At 65.5% G+C, this 14,983-nt stretch carries 14 protein-coding genes; 11 read left to right on the top strand and 3 right to left on the bottom strand.

Going from position 1 to position 14,983, the window contains the following annotated elements:
• Position 1 precedes the first annotated feature (1 nt).
• From BX604_RS01945 to nagZ, 11 genes are all read left to right on the top strand, one after another.
• Complete coding sequence (locus BX604_RS01945; RefSeq protein ID WP_098549335.1) at positions 2-1,054, top strand: MucB/RseB C-terminal domain-containing protein; 1,053 nt, start codon at positions 2-4, stop codon at positions 1,052-1,054.
• A 16-nt stretch (positions 1,055-1,070) separates the two neighbouring features.
• The gene (locus BX604_RS01940) at positions 1,071-2,582 is read left to right on the top strand and encodes a DegQ family serine endoprotease (RefSeq protein WP_098549334.1); all 1,512 of its coding nucleotides are present in this window, start codon (positions 1,071-1,073) and stop codon (positions 2,580-2,582) included.
• Between the two features lie 7 nt (positions 2,583-2,589).
• On the top strand, positions 2,590-2,826 hold the full coding sequence (locus BX604_RS01935; protein WP_098549333.1) for a glutaredoxin family protein: 237 nt from the start codon (positions 2,590-2,592) through the stop codon (positions 2,824-2,826).
• Between the two features lie 228 nt (positions 2,827-3,054).
• Positions 3,055-4,848, top strand: a complete 1,794-nt coding sequence (gene lepA / locus BX604_RS01930) for a translation elongation factor 4 (protein WP_098549332.1) — start codon at positions 3,055-3,057, stop codon at positions 4,846-4,848.
• A 16-nt stretch (positions 4,849-4,864) separates the two neighbouring features.
• Positions 4,865-5,758: a signal peptidase I gene (gene lepB, locus BX604_RS01925; RefSeq protein ID WP_098549331.1), complete on the top strand. Its 894-nt coding sequence runs from the start codon at positions 4,865-4,867 to the stop codon at positions 5,756-5,758.
• Between the two features lie 155 nt (positions 5,759-5,913).
• A complete protein-coding gene (gene rnc, locus BX604_RS01920; RefSeq protein ID WP_098549330.1) occupies positions 5,914-7,116 on the top strand; it encodes a ribonuclease III in 1,203 nt (400 codons plus the stop codon).
• A 60-nt stretch (positions 7,117-7,176) separates the two neighbouring features.
• Positions 7,177-8,076, top strand: a complete 900-nt coding sequence (gene era, locus BX604_RS01915) for a GTPase Era (RefSeq protein WP_098549329.1) — start codon at positions 7,177-7,179, stop codon at positions 8,074-8,076.
• Positions 8,063-8,902, top strand: a complete 840-nt coding sequence (recO, locus tag BX604_RS01910) for a DNA repair protein RecO (RefSeq protein WP_098549328.1) — start codon at positions 8,063-8,065, stop codon at positions 8,900-8,902. The genes era and recO overlap by 14 nt, the downstream gene beginning before the upstream one ends.
• The gene (gene pdxJ / locus BX604_RS01905) at positions 8,899-9,675 is read left to right on the top strand and encodes a pyridoxine 5'-phosphate synthase (protein WP_098549327.1); all 777 of its coding nucleotides are present in this window, start codon (positions 8,899-8,901) and stop codon (positions 9,673-9,675) included. The genes recO and pdxJ overlap by 4 nt, the downstream gene beginning before the upstream one ends.
• Positions 9,676-9,744: 69 nt before the next feature.
• Positions 9,745-10,176, top strand: a complete 432-nt coding sequence (gene acpS / locus BX604_RS01900) for a holo-ACP synthase (protein ID WP_098549326.1) — start codon at positions 9,745-9,747, stop codon at positions 10,174-10,176.
• 16 nt (positions 10,177-10,192) lie between these two features.
• A complete protein-coding gene (gene nagZ / locus BX604_RS01895) occupies positions 10,193-11,221 on the top strand; it encodes a beta-N-acetylhexosaminidase (protein ID WP_098549325.1) in 1,029 nt (342 codons plus the stop codon).
• Between the two features lie 158 nt (positions 11,222-11,379).
• Here nagZ and BX604_RS01890 read toward each other — a convergent pair whose 3' ends face one another.
• From BX604_RS01890 to earP, 3 genes are all read right to left on the bottom strand, one after another.
• Positions 11,380-12,765, bottom strand: a complete 1,386-nt coding sequence (locus BX604_RS01890) for a sigma-54-dependent transcriptional regulator (protein WP_098549324.1) — start codon at positions 12,763-12,765, stop codon at positions 11,380-11,382.
• 270 nt (positions 12,766-13,035) lie between these two features.
• Positions 13,036-13,593, bottom strand: coding sequence for an elongation factor P (efp, locus tag BX604_RS01885; RefSeq protein WP_098549323.1), 558 nt, complete (start codon positions 13,591-13,593; stop codon positions 13,036-13,038).
• 137 nt (positions 13,594-13,730) lie between these two features.
• Positions 13,731-14,918 (bottom strand): elongation factor P maturation arginine rhamnosyltransferase EarP, encoded by a 1,188-nt coding sequence (gene earP / locus BX604_RS01880; protein WP_098549322.1) that lies wholly within the window; start codon positions 14,916-14,918, stop codon positions 13,731-13,733.
• Positions 14,919-14,983 lie beyond the last annotated feature (65 nt).

The following is a 14,983-nucleotide window of genomic DNA, read 5'->3' as shown; positions in this document are numbered from 1 at the left end:
GATGCGGACATTGCAGTTGAATCAAGCCATCTCCGGATGGAAGCGGCTGCCGGCCCTCCTGCTTTGCGCAGCCGCCCTGTTGTCCGTTCAATCCCTTCCTGCCAGCGCCCAGCAACCGGACGATCCCGTCGCGACCCGCAAGGGTGCGGCGGACTGGCTCGACCGCATCCAGCAGGCGGCGCAGCAGCAGAACTACGAGGGGACGTTCGTCTATCAGCGCGGCGGATATGTGCAGTCGTCGCGTATTGCGCACGTCTCGTCCCGCGACGGCGAGTTCGAGCGTATCGAAACGCTCGACGGCAAGCCGCGCAAGGTCCTGCGGCATAACGACGAGCTCTACACGTTCGTGCCGGAGCGCAAGCTGTGCGTGGTCGAGCGCCGCCAGACGCGCGACTCGTTCCCGGCGCTGCTCGGCGCGAGCGGCGAACACGTGATGTCCGTCTACGACGCGAAACCGCTCGGCAAGGACCGCGTGGCAGGGATCGACGCGCAGGTCGTCGAGCTCGTGCCGAAGGACGCATACCGCTTCACGTACAAGCTGTGGGCCGACGCCCGCACCGGGCTGTTGCTGCGCTCGCAGACGCTCGACGCGAGCGACCACGTGCTCGAGCAGATCGCATTCTCGCAAGTGCAGACGGGCGGCACGGCGGGCGACAAGTCGTCGATCGCCGCCGGAATCCGCAACCTGGGCGGCTGGACGGTCGTCCGTCCGCCGGTCGCGACGGTCGACATGGAAGCGCAGGGCTGGCAGATCGCACCGAACGTCGCCGGCTTCCAGAAGATTCGCGAAGTGCGCCGGCCGATGGCCGCGCGCGACGCGGGCGATCCGCCGATTCCGGTGGATCAGGCCGTCTTCACCGACGGACTCGCAACGATCTCCGTTTTCATCGAGCCGGCCGAGAAGAACACGCGCAAGGAAGGCGCGGGAAGCACCGGCGCGACGCACGTTCTCGTGAAGCGCCGCGGCGACTACTGGATCACCGTGCTCGGCGAAGTGCCGCCGGCTACGTTGCAGCAGTTCGTGTCTGCCATAGAATACAAGGCTTCCAAGTAACGCTTCGGCTTCCGACATGACGAAACTCACGCTGCGCAACTGGCTCGCGGCGGCGGCGCTGTGCGCCTGCCTGCCGCTCGTCCCGCATACCGCGGTCGCGGCTACGGCTCCGGCCGCCAGCCTTCCGGACTTCGCCGACCTGGTCGAAAAGGTCGGTCCGGCCGTCGTGAACATCCGGACCACCGCGAACGTGCCGATCGCCGGCCCGCGCGGCGCGCTCCCGCCCGGCTTCGACAACGGCGACATGTCGGAATTCTTCCGGCGCTTCTTCGGCATTCCGTTGCCGCAGGCGCCCGGCAACGGCAGTGGTAACGGCAGCGGCAGCGGCAACCCGAAAGATGCGCCGGCGCCCGACAATCCGCCCGATGCCGAACAGAATCGCGGCGTCGGCTCCGGCTTCATCGTGTCGGCAGACGGCTACGTGATGACCAATGCGCACGTCGTCGACGATGCGGACACGATCTATGTGACGCTGACCGACAAGCGCGAATTCAAGGCGAAGCTGATCGGCGTCGACGACCGCACGGACATCGCCGTCGTGAAGATCCAGGCATCGAACCTGCCGATCGTCGCGATCGGCGATTCGAACAAGGTGCGCGTCGGCGAGTGGGTCGTCGCGATCGGTTCGCCGTTCGGCCTCGACAACACCGTGACGGCCGGCATCGTCAGCTCGAAGAGCCGCAACACCGGCGACTACCTGCCGTTCATCCAGACCGATGTCGCCGTGAACCCCGGCAACTCGGGCGGCCCGCTGATCAACATGCAGGGCGAAGTGATCGGCATCAACTCGCAGATCTACAGCCGTACCGGCGGTTTCATGGGCATTTCGTTCGCGATTCCGATCGACGAGGCGATGCGCGTGGCCGACCAGCTGAAGGCGACGGGCAAGGTCACGCGTGGCCGGATCGCGGTAGCGATCGGCGAGGTGACGAAGGACGTGGCCGATTCGATCGGGCTGCCCAAGGCGGAAGGCGCGCTCGTCAGCAGCGTCGAGCCGGGCGGGCCGGCCGACAAGGCGGGCATCCAGCCGGGCGACATCATCCTGAAGTTCAACGGCCGGTCGGTCGATACGGCGTCGGATCTGCCGCGCATGGTCGGCGACACGAAGCCGGGCACCAAGGCGACCGTCAGCGTGTGGCGCAAGGGTCAGGCGCGCGATCTGCCGATCACGATCGCAGAGACGCCGGCGGAGACGACGGCGAAGGCAGAACAGCGCAAGAACGCGCCGCAGAAGCCGCGTCAGGCCAACTCGCTCGGCTTGACGGTCAGCGACATTTCGGCGGATCAGATGAAGTCGCTGAAGCTGAAGAACGGCGTGCAGATCGACGGCGTCGACGGTCCGGCAGCCCGTGCGGGCCTGCAGCGTGGCGACATCGTGCTGCGTGTCGGTGACACCGACATCACCAGTGCGAAGCAGTTCGCCGAAGTGACCGCGCAACTCGATTCGCAGAAGGCGGTCGCGGTGCTCGTGCGACGCGGCGACAACACGCAGTTCGTGCCGGTGCGGCCGCGCCCGACTCAGAAGTAACGCACCGATGTTCACGCTTTACGGCCGCGGCTGGTGCCATTTGTGCGACGACATGCGCGACGCGCTGGCGCCGGTCGCGGCCGAATTCGGCGTCGCGGTCGACTATGTCGACATCGACGCCGATCCGGCGCTCGTTGCCCGCTATGACGAGGACGTGCCCGTGCTGCTGCTCGACGGCACGGAAGTGTGCCGGCATCGCTTCGACGAGGAAAGGGTGCGCGACGCGCTCGCGGCCCGGCGCTGAAGCTGACTCGATCGCCTGATGTGGCACTGCTTCGAGCGGCGCGTTTTCGCTATGAAGGACAGCAGCATTGGCCTCTCACCGGGAAGCCGTTACCGGGCGCGCGTCGCCCGGCGTCCCAAATTACCGCCCGGCAAAGGCCTTTTCGGCTAAAATAAGCCGTTTTTTCACCGACTTACAAGGCGTGCTCCGCAGTCGTCGAGCGCGCCTTTTTCGCTTGATCGGCACTGAATGGATCATATTCGCAATTTCTCGATCATCGCGCACATCGACCATGGCAAGTCGACACTCGCGGATCGCATCATCCAGGTATGCGGCGGCCTCGCCGACCGTGAAATGGAAGCGCAGGTGCTCGACTCGATGGATATCGAGCGCGAGCGCGGCATCACGATCAAGGCGCAGACGGCGGCATTGTCCTATCGCGCCCGCGACGGCAAGGTCTACAACCTCAACCTGATCGATACGCCGGGGCACGTCGACTTCTCGTACGAAGTCAGCCGCTCGCTGTCCGCGTGCGAGGGCGCGCTGCTCGTGGTCGACGCGAGCCAGGGCGTCGAAGCGCAGACGGTCGCGAACTGCTACACGGCGATCGAGCTCGGCGTCGAAGTCGTGCCCGTGCTGAACAAGATCGACCTGCCGGCCGCCAACCCCGAGAATGCGATCGAGGAGATCGAGGACGTGATCGGCATCGACGCGACCGACGCGACGCGCTGTAGCGCGAAGACGGGTCTCGGCGTCGAGGACGTGCTCGAATCGCTGATCGCGAAGGTGCCGCCGCCGAAGGGCGATCCGGCTGCGCCGCTGCAGGCGCTGATCATCGACTCGTGGTTCGACAACTACGTCGGCGTCGTGATGCTCGTGCGTATCGTCAACGGCACGCTGCGTCCGAAGGACAAGATCAAGATGATGGCGACCGGCGCGCAGTATCCGGTCGAGCATGTCGGCGTGTTCACGCCGAAGTCGCGCAATCTCGATTCGCTGTCGGCCGGGCAGGTGGGCTTCATCATCGCCGGCATCAAGGAGCTGACGGCCGCGAAGGTCGGCGATACGGTCACGCACGCGACCAAGGCCGCCGCCGAGCCGCTGCCGGGCTTCAAGGAAGTGAAGCCGCAGGTGTTCGCGGGCCTCTATCCGGTCGAGGCGAACCAGTACGACGCGCTGCGCGAATCGCTCGAGAAGCTGAAGCTCAACGACGCATCGCTGCAGTACGAGCCGGAAGTGTCGCAGGCACTCGGCTTCGGTTTCCGCTGCGGCTTCCTCGGGCTGCTGCACATGGAAATCGTGCAGGAGCGGCTCGAGCGCGAGTTCGACATGGACCTCATCACGACCGCACCGACGGTCGTCTATGAAGTGGTGCGGAGCGACGGCTCGACGATCATGGTCGAGAACCCGGCGAAGATGCCGGAGCCCGGCCGCATCGCGGAGGTTCGCGAGCCGATCGTCACCGTGAACCTGTACATGCCGCAGGACTATGTCGGCTCCGTGATCACGCTGTGCGAGCAGAAGCGCGGCTCGCAGATCAACATGCAGTATCACGGCCGCCAGGTGCAGCTCACGTACGAAATCCCGATGGCCGAGATCGTGCTCGACTTCTTCGATCGCCTGAAGTCGGTGTCGCGCGGCTATGCGTCGATGGACTACGAGTTCAAGGAATACCGTTCGTCGGACGTCGTGAAGGTCGACATGCTGATCAACGGCGACAAGGTCGATGCGCTGTCGATCATCGTGCACCGGTCGCAGTCGCAGTATCGCGGTCGCGAAGTGGCCGCGAAGATGCGCGAGATCATCCCGCGCCAGATGTACGACGTGGCGATCCAGGCCGCGATCGGCGCGCACATCGTCGCACGCGAGAACATCAAGGCGCTGCGCAAGAACGTGCTCGCGAAGTGCTATGGCGGCGACATCTCGCGAAAGAAGAAACTGCTCGAGAAGCAGAAAGAAGGTAAGAAACGCATGAAGCAGGTGGGTTCGGTCGAGATCCCGCAGGAAGCGTTCCTCGCGATCTTGCGCGTCGAAGACAAATAACAGGACTGATCCTTTTATGAATTTTGCGCTGATTCTTTTTGTGCTCGTCGTCGTGACGGGCGTGGCGTGGGTGTTGGACAAACTGGTGTTTCTGCCGCGGCGACGCAAGGCGGCCGACGTGGCGATCGAGGAGTTCGATCGTCAGCAGTCTCGCGTCGACAAGCGTTTCGCGGATGAAAATGCGGTGCAGACGCGTTCGAAGCTGCGCGACGAGAAGCTGCGTCAGCCGTGGTGGCTCGAGTACACGGCCAGCTTCTTCCCGGTGATTCTCGCGGTGTTCGTCGTGCGTTCGTTCGTCGTCGAGCCGTTCAAGATTCCGTCGGGCTCGATGGTGCCGACGCTGCTCGTCGGCGACTTTATCCTGGTGAACAAGTTCGAATACGGTCTGCGTCTGCCGATCACGAACACGAAGATCACGCAGGGCAGCCCGCTGTCGCGCGGCGACGTCGTCGTGTTCCGCTATCCGAAGGACGAGTCGGTCGACTACATCAAGCGCGTGATCGGCCTGCCGGGCGACACGATTGCTTACCAGGACAAGCAACTGACGATCAACGGCCAGCCGGTGCCCGAAACGCCGCTGCCCGATTTCTTCGACGACGAGCGTCAGAGTTACGCGAAGCAGTTCGAGGAAACGATCGGCACGAAGAAGAACGCAATCCTGAACAATCCCGCCGTGCCGCCGTTCGTGATGGGCGCCTACGATTATCCGTATCGCGACAACTGCACGTACAACAGCCGCGGCGTGATCTGCAAGGTGCCGCCGGGTCACTACTTCATGATGGGCGACAACCGCGACAACAGCGCGGACAGCCGCTACTGGGGTTTCGTGCCGGACAACAACATCGTCGGTCGCGCGTTCTTCATCTGGATGAACTTCAGCGATCTGAAGCGCATCGGCACTTTCCACTGATCGCGTTTTTCGACTCATGCGCAATACGCGATGCACGGGCCGCGTCGCGTATTGCCGAACTACTTTAAGAACCGGCGGTAACACCGCCTCGTCACGCCTTTTCGCGTCCGGCCGCGCCGTTTCGGCCCGACCGGCGCCCGCGTTATACTCCTGTCATGCCCCTATCCCAGCTGGAAAGCCGGCTGCGCTACGAATTTCGCAATGCGGAATTGTTGCGCCAGGCTTTGACCCATCGTAGTCACAGTGCCACGCACAACGAACGGCTCGAGTTTCTCGGCGATTCCGTTCTGAATTGCGCGGTGGCCGCCCTTTTGTTCCAGCGTTTCAGCAAGCTGGACGAAGGTGACCTGTCGCGCGTGCGCGCCAATCTCGTCAAGCAGCAGTCGCTGTATGAAATCGCTCAGGCCCTGAATATTTCGGAAGGGTTGCGGTTGGGCGAGGGCGAACTGCGCAGCGGCGGCTTCCGTCGCCCGTCGATCCTCGCGGACGCATTCGAAGCCATCATCGGGGCCGTATTCCTCGATGGCGGCTTCGAAGCCGCCCAAGGGGTCATCAAGCGGCTCTACGTGCCGATTCTCGACCACATCGATCCGCGCACGCTCGGCAAGGACGCGAAGACGCTGCTGCAGGAGTACCTGCAGGGGCACAAGATCGCGCTGCCGACCTATACGGTCGTCGCCACGCATGGTGCGGCGCACAATCAGCAGTTCGAGGTTGAATGTACGGTGCCGAAGCTCGACGTGAAGGTGTCGGGTTCCGGCGCGAGCCGGCGTGCGGCCGAGCAGGCTGCCGCGAAGAAGGCCCTCGACGAGGTGCTGGCGGCCGCGCCGATGCTGGCGTCGAAGCCGAAGCGTTCGAAGAACGCGCGCGGCTCCAAGCATGTCGAGCCCGAAATCGTGCCGGGCGTGAAGGGCGTGCAGGAAGCGCTCGACCTGCGCTCGCCTGAGCGCAAGGAACGCGCGGCCGCGCGCGACACGAAGACGGCGGTCGAGGCCGGCGCGGAGTCGACCGAGCGTCCGGCCCAGGCGCCGATGGCGGCGATTCGCGCATCCCACGTGGAAACGGCGTCGGACAAGACCGACCGGCCGGCGAAGCCGGCAGCCGATCGCGGCGAAGCCGGATCGCGCGCGGTGTACAACCCCGCGGAAGCCGCTCCCCGAGCTGCTGACAAGCCGACGGGGCAGGCGGGCCAGACGACCGATACCGCGACGCCGTCCGCTGACAAGCCGGCCGGTTCCGACCCCGCTTCGCGTCCGACGTTGCGCGTTCGCGATCCCGCGTCGCCCGACACCGATACGCCGCCGGGCGGCGCGAGCCTCGCCGCCGCGCAGGCGCGCGTGGCCGATGCCGACCACTGAATTGCCCATCGATCGTGCCGCGCGCCGCGCGGCCGGTTCTGAACCTGTCTCCCAAACGATATGAACACTCCCGCTCCTACCGGTTTCCGTTGCGGCATGATCGCGATCGTGGGCCGCCCGAACGTCGGCAAGTCGACGTTGATGAACGCACTCGTCGGCCAGAAGATCAGCATCACGTCGCGCAAGGCGCAGACGACCCGCCACCGCATCACCGGCATCAACACGTTCGACGACGCGCAGTTCGTGTTCGTCGACACGCCGGGTTTCCAGACCCGTCACAGCACCGCGCTGAACCGCTCGTTGAACCGCGCGGTCACGTCGACGCTCACGTCGGTCGACCTGATCCTGTTCGTGATCGAGGCCGGCCGTTTCGGGCCGGACGACCAGAAGGTGCTCGACCTGATCCCGCCCGGCATGCCGACGCTGCTGATCACGAACAAGATCGACCGCGTGACCGACAAGGCGTCGCTGTTCCCGTTCATGCAGAAGATGAGCGCGCTGCGCGAATTCGCCGAGCTCGTGCCGCTGTCCGCGCAGAAGCCGGAAGACATCAAGCGCCTGCTGGAGACGATCAAGCCGTATTTGCCGGAAGGCGCGCCGATCTACGGCGAGGACGAGCTGACCGACCGCAGCTCGCGCTTCCTCGCGGCCGAAATCCTGCGCGAGAAGGTGTTCCGCTGGACCGGCGACGAATTGCCGTACACGAGCACCGTCATGATCGACAAGTTCGAGGAGGAAGGGCGTCTGAAGCGCATCTTCGCGACGATCCTCGTCGAGCGGGATTCGCACAAGGCGATGGTGATCGGCAAGAAGGGCGAGAAGCTCAAGCAGATCAACACCGAAGCGCGGATGGACATGGAAAAGCTGTTCGACGGCCCGGTGTACCTCGAGACCTTCGTGAAGGTGAGGAGCGGCTGGGCCGACAACGAGGCGGGGCTGCGCGCCTATGGGTACGAATGACGCGCTGACGTCGACCGAAGACGCGGTGACGGCCGGCGCGAACGACGCGCCGCTGCCGGCACCGCCTGAACCGCCGCGCCGCAAGGCGCGGCGTGCGACGTCTCGCACGTCCGATTTCCGCGTCGCCGAGCAGCCGGCGTTCGTGCTGCACAGCTATCCGTACCGCGAAACGAGCCTGATCATCGACGTGCTCACGCGCGATCACGGCCGGCTGGCACTCGTCGCGAAGGGCGCGAAGCGCCCGCACTCCGCGCTGCGCGGTGTGCTGCAGACCTTCCAGCCGCTCTTGCTGTCGTGGTCGGGCAAAGCCGAAGTCCGTACGCTGACGGGCGCCGAGTGGGTGGGCGGCATGCTGCCGCTCGGCGGCGAAGGGCTGCTGTGCGGCTTCTATGCGAACGAACTGCTCGTCAAATTCTGCGCGCGCGAGGATCCTCAGCCGCCGCTCTTCAATCATTACGTGCTGACGCTCACGCGTCTCGCGCACGGCGAACCCGCGGTGCAGGTGCTGCGTTCGTTCGAGCGCGTGCTGCTGCGCGAGACCGGTTATGCGATGGCGTTGAACCGCACGGTCGCGCGCCGTGCAGTCGAGCCCGATGGCCGGTACGTGTTCGATCCCGAGCGCGGCGTGCGCAATGCGGGCGACGACGTACCGTCGCACTGGCCGGTGATTGCCGGACAGACGTTGCTCGACATGGAGCAGGACGATTACCATCGAGCCCAGACGGTCGCGCAAAGCAAGACGCTGATGCGCTTCCTGCTGAACACTTATCTCGGCGGTACGCCGCTCGCCACGCGTCAGATCCTGATCGACCTGCAAAATCTATGAGCTTCTTCCTGACAACGCCCACCGTCATCGACCTCGGCGTGAACATCGACCACGTCGCGACGCTGCGCAACGCGCGCGGCACGACCTATCCCGATCCGATCCGCGCGGCACTCGCCGCCGAAGAGGCCGGCGCGGACGCGATCACGCTGCACCTGCGCGAGGATCGCCGTCACATCGTCGATGCGGACGTGCGCAAGCTGCGCCCGCTGCTGAAGACGCGGATGAATCTCGAATGTGCGGTGACGGCCGAGATGCTCGACATCGCATGCGAAGTGCGTCCGCACGACGCATGCCTCGTGCCCGAGAAGCGCGAGGAACTGACGACCGAAGGCGGTCTCGACGTCGCCGGCCGCTTCGAGGCCGTGCGCGCGGCGTGCAAGCAGCTTGCCGACGCTGGCGTGCGCGTGTCGCTGTTCATCGACCCGGACGAGACGCAGATCCGCGCGGCGCACGAAGCCGGCGCGCCGGTCGTCGAGCTCCATACGGGCCGCTATGCCGAGGCGCACGACGAAGCCGAGCAGCAGCGCGAGTACGAGCGCATCGTCGCGGGCGTGCAGGTCGGCGCGCAACTGGGCCTGAAGGTCAACGCCGGTCACGGTCTGCACTACACGAACGTGCAGCAGATCGCCGCGATCGATGGCATCGTCGAGCTGAACATCGGCCACGCGCTTGTCGCGCACGCGATTTTCGCGGGCTGGGACAACGCGGTGCGCGAGATGAAAGCGATCATGGTCGCGGCGCGTGTCGCCGCACTGCACGGCGGCGCGCGCTGACGATGACGCCGGTGCGCACGCGCTTCGCTCGTCATCCCGCAGCGTCGATGCAACACGGCGGGTGTTGACATGGCGATCTACGGCATCGGCACCGATATCGTCCAGGTGAGCCGCATCGCGGCCGTGCTCGAACGCACGGGCGGCCGGTTTGCCGAGAAGGTGCTCGGCCCCGACGAACTGCGCGTGTTTCACGCGCGCCGCGCGCGTTCCGAGGCGCGCGGCATCGCGTTTCTCGCGACGCGCTTTTCCGCGAAGGAAGCGTTCTCGAAGGCGATCGGCCTCGGCATGCACTGGCCGATGACGTGGCGCGCGCTGCAGACCCTCAATCAACGCAGCGGCGAGCCGTATGTCGTCGCGTCGGGCGAACTGGCCGACTGGCTTGCCGCGCGCGGCATCACGGCACGCGTGACGGTCAGCGACGAACGCGACTATGCGGTGTCGTTCGTGGTCGCCGAGACGGACGCCGCTCCGCCTGTACCTGTTTCCCGAACCACTCCCTGACGGACTTCCCGATTCGATGAAAACGACTCCCGGCCCGGTCATGCTCGACGTCGTCGGCACGGCCCTGTCGCGCGACGATGCGCGGCGCCTTGCGCATCCGAACACCGGCGGCGTGATCCTGTTCGCGCGGCACTTCCAGAACCGCGCGCAGCTGACCGCGCTGACCGATTCGATCCGCGCGGTTCGCGAGGACATCCTGATCGCCGTCGATCACGAGGGCGGCCGCGTGCAGCGGTTCCGCACGGATGGTTTCACGGTCTTGCCCGCGATGCGTCGCCTCGGCGACCTGTGGGACCGCGACGTGCTGCTCGCGATGAAGGTCGCGACGGCGGTCGGCTACATCCTGGCCGCCGAGTTGCGCGCATGCGGAATCGACATGAGCTTTACGCCCGTGCTCGATCTCGACTACGGGCACTCGAAGGTGATCGGCGATCGCGCGTTCCACCGCGATCCACGCGTCGTCACGCTGCTCGCGAAGAGCCTGAACCACGGGCTGTCGCTCGCCGGCATGGCGAACTGCGGCAAGCATTTTCCGGGGCACGGTTTCGCGGAGGCCGATTCGCACGTCGCGTTGCCGACCGACGACCGCTCGCTCGACGCGATCCTCAAGCAGGATGTCGCGCCGTACGACTGGCTCGGCCTGTCGCTGTCCGCGGTGATTCCTGCACACGTGATCTACACGCAGGTCGACAAGCGGCCGGCGGGCTTCTCGCGCGTGTGGCTGCAGGACATTCTGCGCGGGCGGCTGGGTTTCACCGGCGCGATCTTCAGCGACGACCTGTCGATGGAAGCGGCGCGCGAAGGCGGCACGCTCACGCAGGCAGCCGACGCGGCGCTTGCTGCCGGCTGCGACATGGTGCTCGTGTGCAACCAGCCGGACGCGGCCGAGGTCGTGCTGAACGGGCTGAAGGCACATGCGTCGGCCGAGTCGGTGCGACGCATCAAGCGGATGCGCGGGCGCGGCAAGGCGCTCAAATGGGACAAGCTGATCGTGCAGCCCGAATATCTGCAGGCGCAGGCGCTGCTGAGCAGCTCGCTGGCGTAAGCGGGAAGGGCGGCACGACGCCGCGCCGTCCCGGTGGCCGGAAACAAAGAAGCCGCGCTGATGCGCGGCTTCTTTTCATCGGGGCGACGTGTGGAGCGATCCCTCTTTGCGCAACTAACCGTCAGCCCCAACCAACACCCCCGACAACTGCGGCGCGCTCAGTTGACCTTCATCCGCTGTAGTTTGTTGTACAGCGTCTTGGGGCTGATGCCGAGCAGTGTCGCTGCTCGGTGGCGCGTGCCGCCGACCGCGTCGAGCGTGGCGCGGATCAGCAGATCCTCGACGTCGGACAGCGGGGTGCCGACCTTGATCTGGACGCTGCTGCCGTTCAGCGCGGCACCGGCCACGAAGCTGGCCTCCCCCGCACGCAGGGTTTCGATGAAGTCGCCCGACGCGTCGTACGCGAAGCGCACGCGCTCCTGCAGTTCGCGCACGTTGCCCGGCCATTCATAGGACAGGCATTCACGCACGAAGCCCGGCGCCGCGCGCTTGTCGGTCGTGCTGCGGCCCGTGGCACGTGCTTCGCGGTTCAGTTCGTCGATCAGCGCATCGGCGATCGCGAGCGCATCGCCGTCGCGCTCGCGCAGCGGTGGCATCGTGATCGACGCTGCATCGAGACGCAGCCACAGATCCTCGCGCAGCGTGCCGTTCGCGACCGCTTCGCGTGCAGGGCGGCGCGTCGTTGCGATCAGCCGGAAGTCGCTGGCGATCGAACTCGTGCCGCCGATCCGCATGAAATTCTGCGAGTCGAGCGCATGCAGCAACGCTTCCTGCAGCACGAGCGGCAGCGCGGTGATCTCGTCGAGGAACAGCGTGCCGCCGCCGGCCTGTTCGAACAGGCCCGATTCGCGCCGCTCGGCGCCGTCGAATGCACCGCGCTCGTGGCCGAACAGCACGCTGTCGAGCGACGTACCGTGACGGTCGGCCTGCGCGATCGTGCGGCAGTCGAACGAGACGAACGGCCCCTTGCGGCGGCGGCTCAGGTCGTGCAGCGCGCGCGCGGCCAGCTTCTTGCCGGTACCGGCTTCGCCCGCGAACAGCACGGCCGTTTCGGTACGCGCGTTGTGCTCGATCGTGTCGTACACGTGCTGCATCGGTTCGCTGCGGCCGACGAGGGCGCCGAAGCGGCCGAGGTGACGCAGCGACGCGCGCAGCGTCTGCACTTCGTCAATCAGTTCGTAGGGCCGTGGAATTCGGGCGAGCAGGCTGCGCAGGCGCGGAATGTTGATCGGCTTCAGCAGGTAATCCCAGATGCCGTGACGCAGGCCTTCGATCGCGCTCTCGACGGTCGCATTGCCCGTCAGCACGATCACCGGCAGCGAGCCGTTCGGCTGCTGTTGCGGCAGGTGCTGGAGCAGGTCGAATCCGCTGCCGTCCGGCAGGTTCAGGTCGACGAGGACGACATCGGGAATCGAGCGGCCGAGCGCCGTGCGCGCTTCGGCGAGCGACGTGGCCGTGTCGACCGAGAAGCCGTCTGCGGCGAGCAGCGCGGTGAGGCCGGACAGACTGTTGGGATCGTCTTCGACAATCAGGGCGTGTGGCATGGTGAACGCGAGTCGAGTCAAGAGAGGCGGGCTGTCGGCATCAAGCCGGCCGCAGCCGCATGTCAGATTAAAAACTGATTTTATGCCCCGCCGAACGCGTGACGAGCATTATTTCTCCTGCGCTATAAAACAGTTACCGATGATACAAATTGAATATCTTTACCGGTGGCTTTTGTGCTGCTTCTGGCGGCAGCGCACGCCGCTGTTGGCGCCGGACAAACAAAAAGCGCCCCGAAGGGCGCTTTGTTCGATGCGGAAATCGCAGACCGATTACGCGCGGCTGCGGTATTCGTTCGTACGCGTATCGATTTCGATCTTGTCGCCGGTGCTGCAGAACAGCGGCACTTGCAGTTCGAAGCCCGTTGCGAGCTTGGCGTTCTTCAGCACCTTGCCCGACGACGTGTCGCCCTTGACGGCCGGTTCCGTGTAGGTGATTTCGCGAATCAGGATCGTCGGCAGTTCAACCGAGATCGCCTTCTCGTTGTAGAATACGACTTCGCAAGCCATGCCGTCTTCGAGGTAGTTCAGCGCTTCGCCCATCATTTCCGCTTCGACTTCGTACTGGTTGTAGTCGGCGTCCATGAACACGTACATCGGGTCGGCGAAGTACGAGTACGTCACTTCCTTGCGGTCGAGCACGACGACGTCGAACTTGTCGTCAGCCTTGTAGACCGATTCCTGACCTGCGTTCGTCAGCAGGTTCTTCATCTTCATCTTGACGACGGCGGAGTTACGGCCCGACTTGTTGTATTCCGCCTTTGCGATGACCCATGCTTCGCTGCCGATCTGCACGACGTTGCCTACGCGGAGTTCCTGTGCGGTCTTCATAAAAACTGTCCTGATCCAATCAAATAAATAGGTGCCTGAGCGTTGCGCAACGGCTGACGGCGCAAGCGGCGGGGCGTTCCGGTGGGCGCCAAGAGCCCAAACGCGAGCGCTTGCGTGGTCAGCCGTCGGATAACCGCTTATTTTAACTGAGATTTTGCGTATTCCGCCAGCTTTCCGGCAAGATCGCCGACGCTCGCCAACGCGTCGGCCCAGTGGGCTGCATTTGCGTCCAGCTCGGTGCGATATTGCAGCAAATCGGCCCAATCGGGCGTGCCGGCGCTGTTCCATGCATGCCAGAAGCGTTCCAGCGCCGCGCGCGGCGCATCGGCAAGGCTCGCCGACACATGCGCGAGCGCCGCGTCGAGTTTCGGCAGATGCGCATCGTCCGACTGCGGGTAGATGTGCCATACAAACGGCTTGCGTGCCCATTGCGCGCGAACGAACGAGTCCTCGCCGCGCACGAAATTCACGTCGGCCACCCACAGCAGCGGATCATAGTCGGCCTGCGGGACGAACGCGAGCCCGTATGCGGTGAGGTTGCCGCTAATTGCACGCGCGCCGGCGCCGAACGATTCGACCCCGAAGAAGCGCGCCAGCGCGGGCGATATGCGACCGGCCGGCACGAGCGCGACCACGGGTGACGGGCCGTCGCGCCACTGCGCGAGCAGCGCGTCGACGGCCGGATTCTCGTACGCGAACAGGCTGACGACCGTCGTGCCGGGCGCGGGCGGTGCGCTGCCGGTCGTCCGCTGCCACCACGCGGTGCACGCCGCGGCATCGGAGTCGAAGGCTGCGCGGCGCGCATCGAGGTCGCGCTCCTTCAGCACGCCGCCGGTGCCGGCCGACAGTCCCGGAAAGAAGAACGTCTTCAGCAGCGGATAGCGCGGATGCGGCGACGGGCGCAAATGGAAATCGGCGACCCAGTCCTCGGCACTCAGGTATTCGAGGTTGATCCACACCGGGCGGCGCGCGCGGCGCGCCATCGCCGCGAGATACGCGCCGGGCAGCTCGCACGCAAACGCCTCGATCACGACATCGGCGATATCCAGCGCGTCGCCGACTTCCGCATGCCAGTGTTCGACGACGATGCCGTCGAGCGTCTGGCGGCCGGCATCGGGATCGACCCCCGGCAGCAGGCGCGCGAACGTGCCCAGGTCGTCGATCAAGAGGCGAACCTGCCAGCCGTGCTCGTGCGCGAGCTGGCGGGCGAGGCGCCAGCACACGCCGATGTCGCCGAAGTTGTCGATCACGGTGCAGAAGAGGTCGCAGGCGATCGGTTCGTCGGGCGCGAGCGGCGAAGGGGAGGCGGGGGCGGTGCGGGGCATCGAAGCGGGCCGGTGAATGCTCTAAACTGGCGATTCTAATGGACCCGTTCCGCGCCACAAGGTGC

It is taken from the genome of Burkholderia sp. JKS000303 (genome assembly GCF_002563755.1).
In the GTDB taxonomy this organism is placed as follows: Bacteria; Pseudomonadota; Gammaproteobacteria; order Burkholderiales; family Burkholderiaceae; genus Burkholderia; species Burkholderia anthina_B.
The sequence above is the reverse complement of the archived record's forward strand: the minus strand, read 5'-3'. Positions and strand labels throughout refer to the sequence as shown.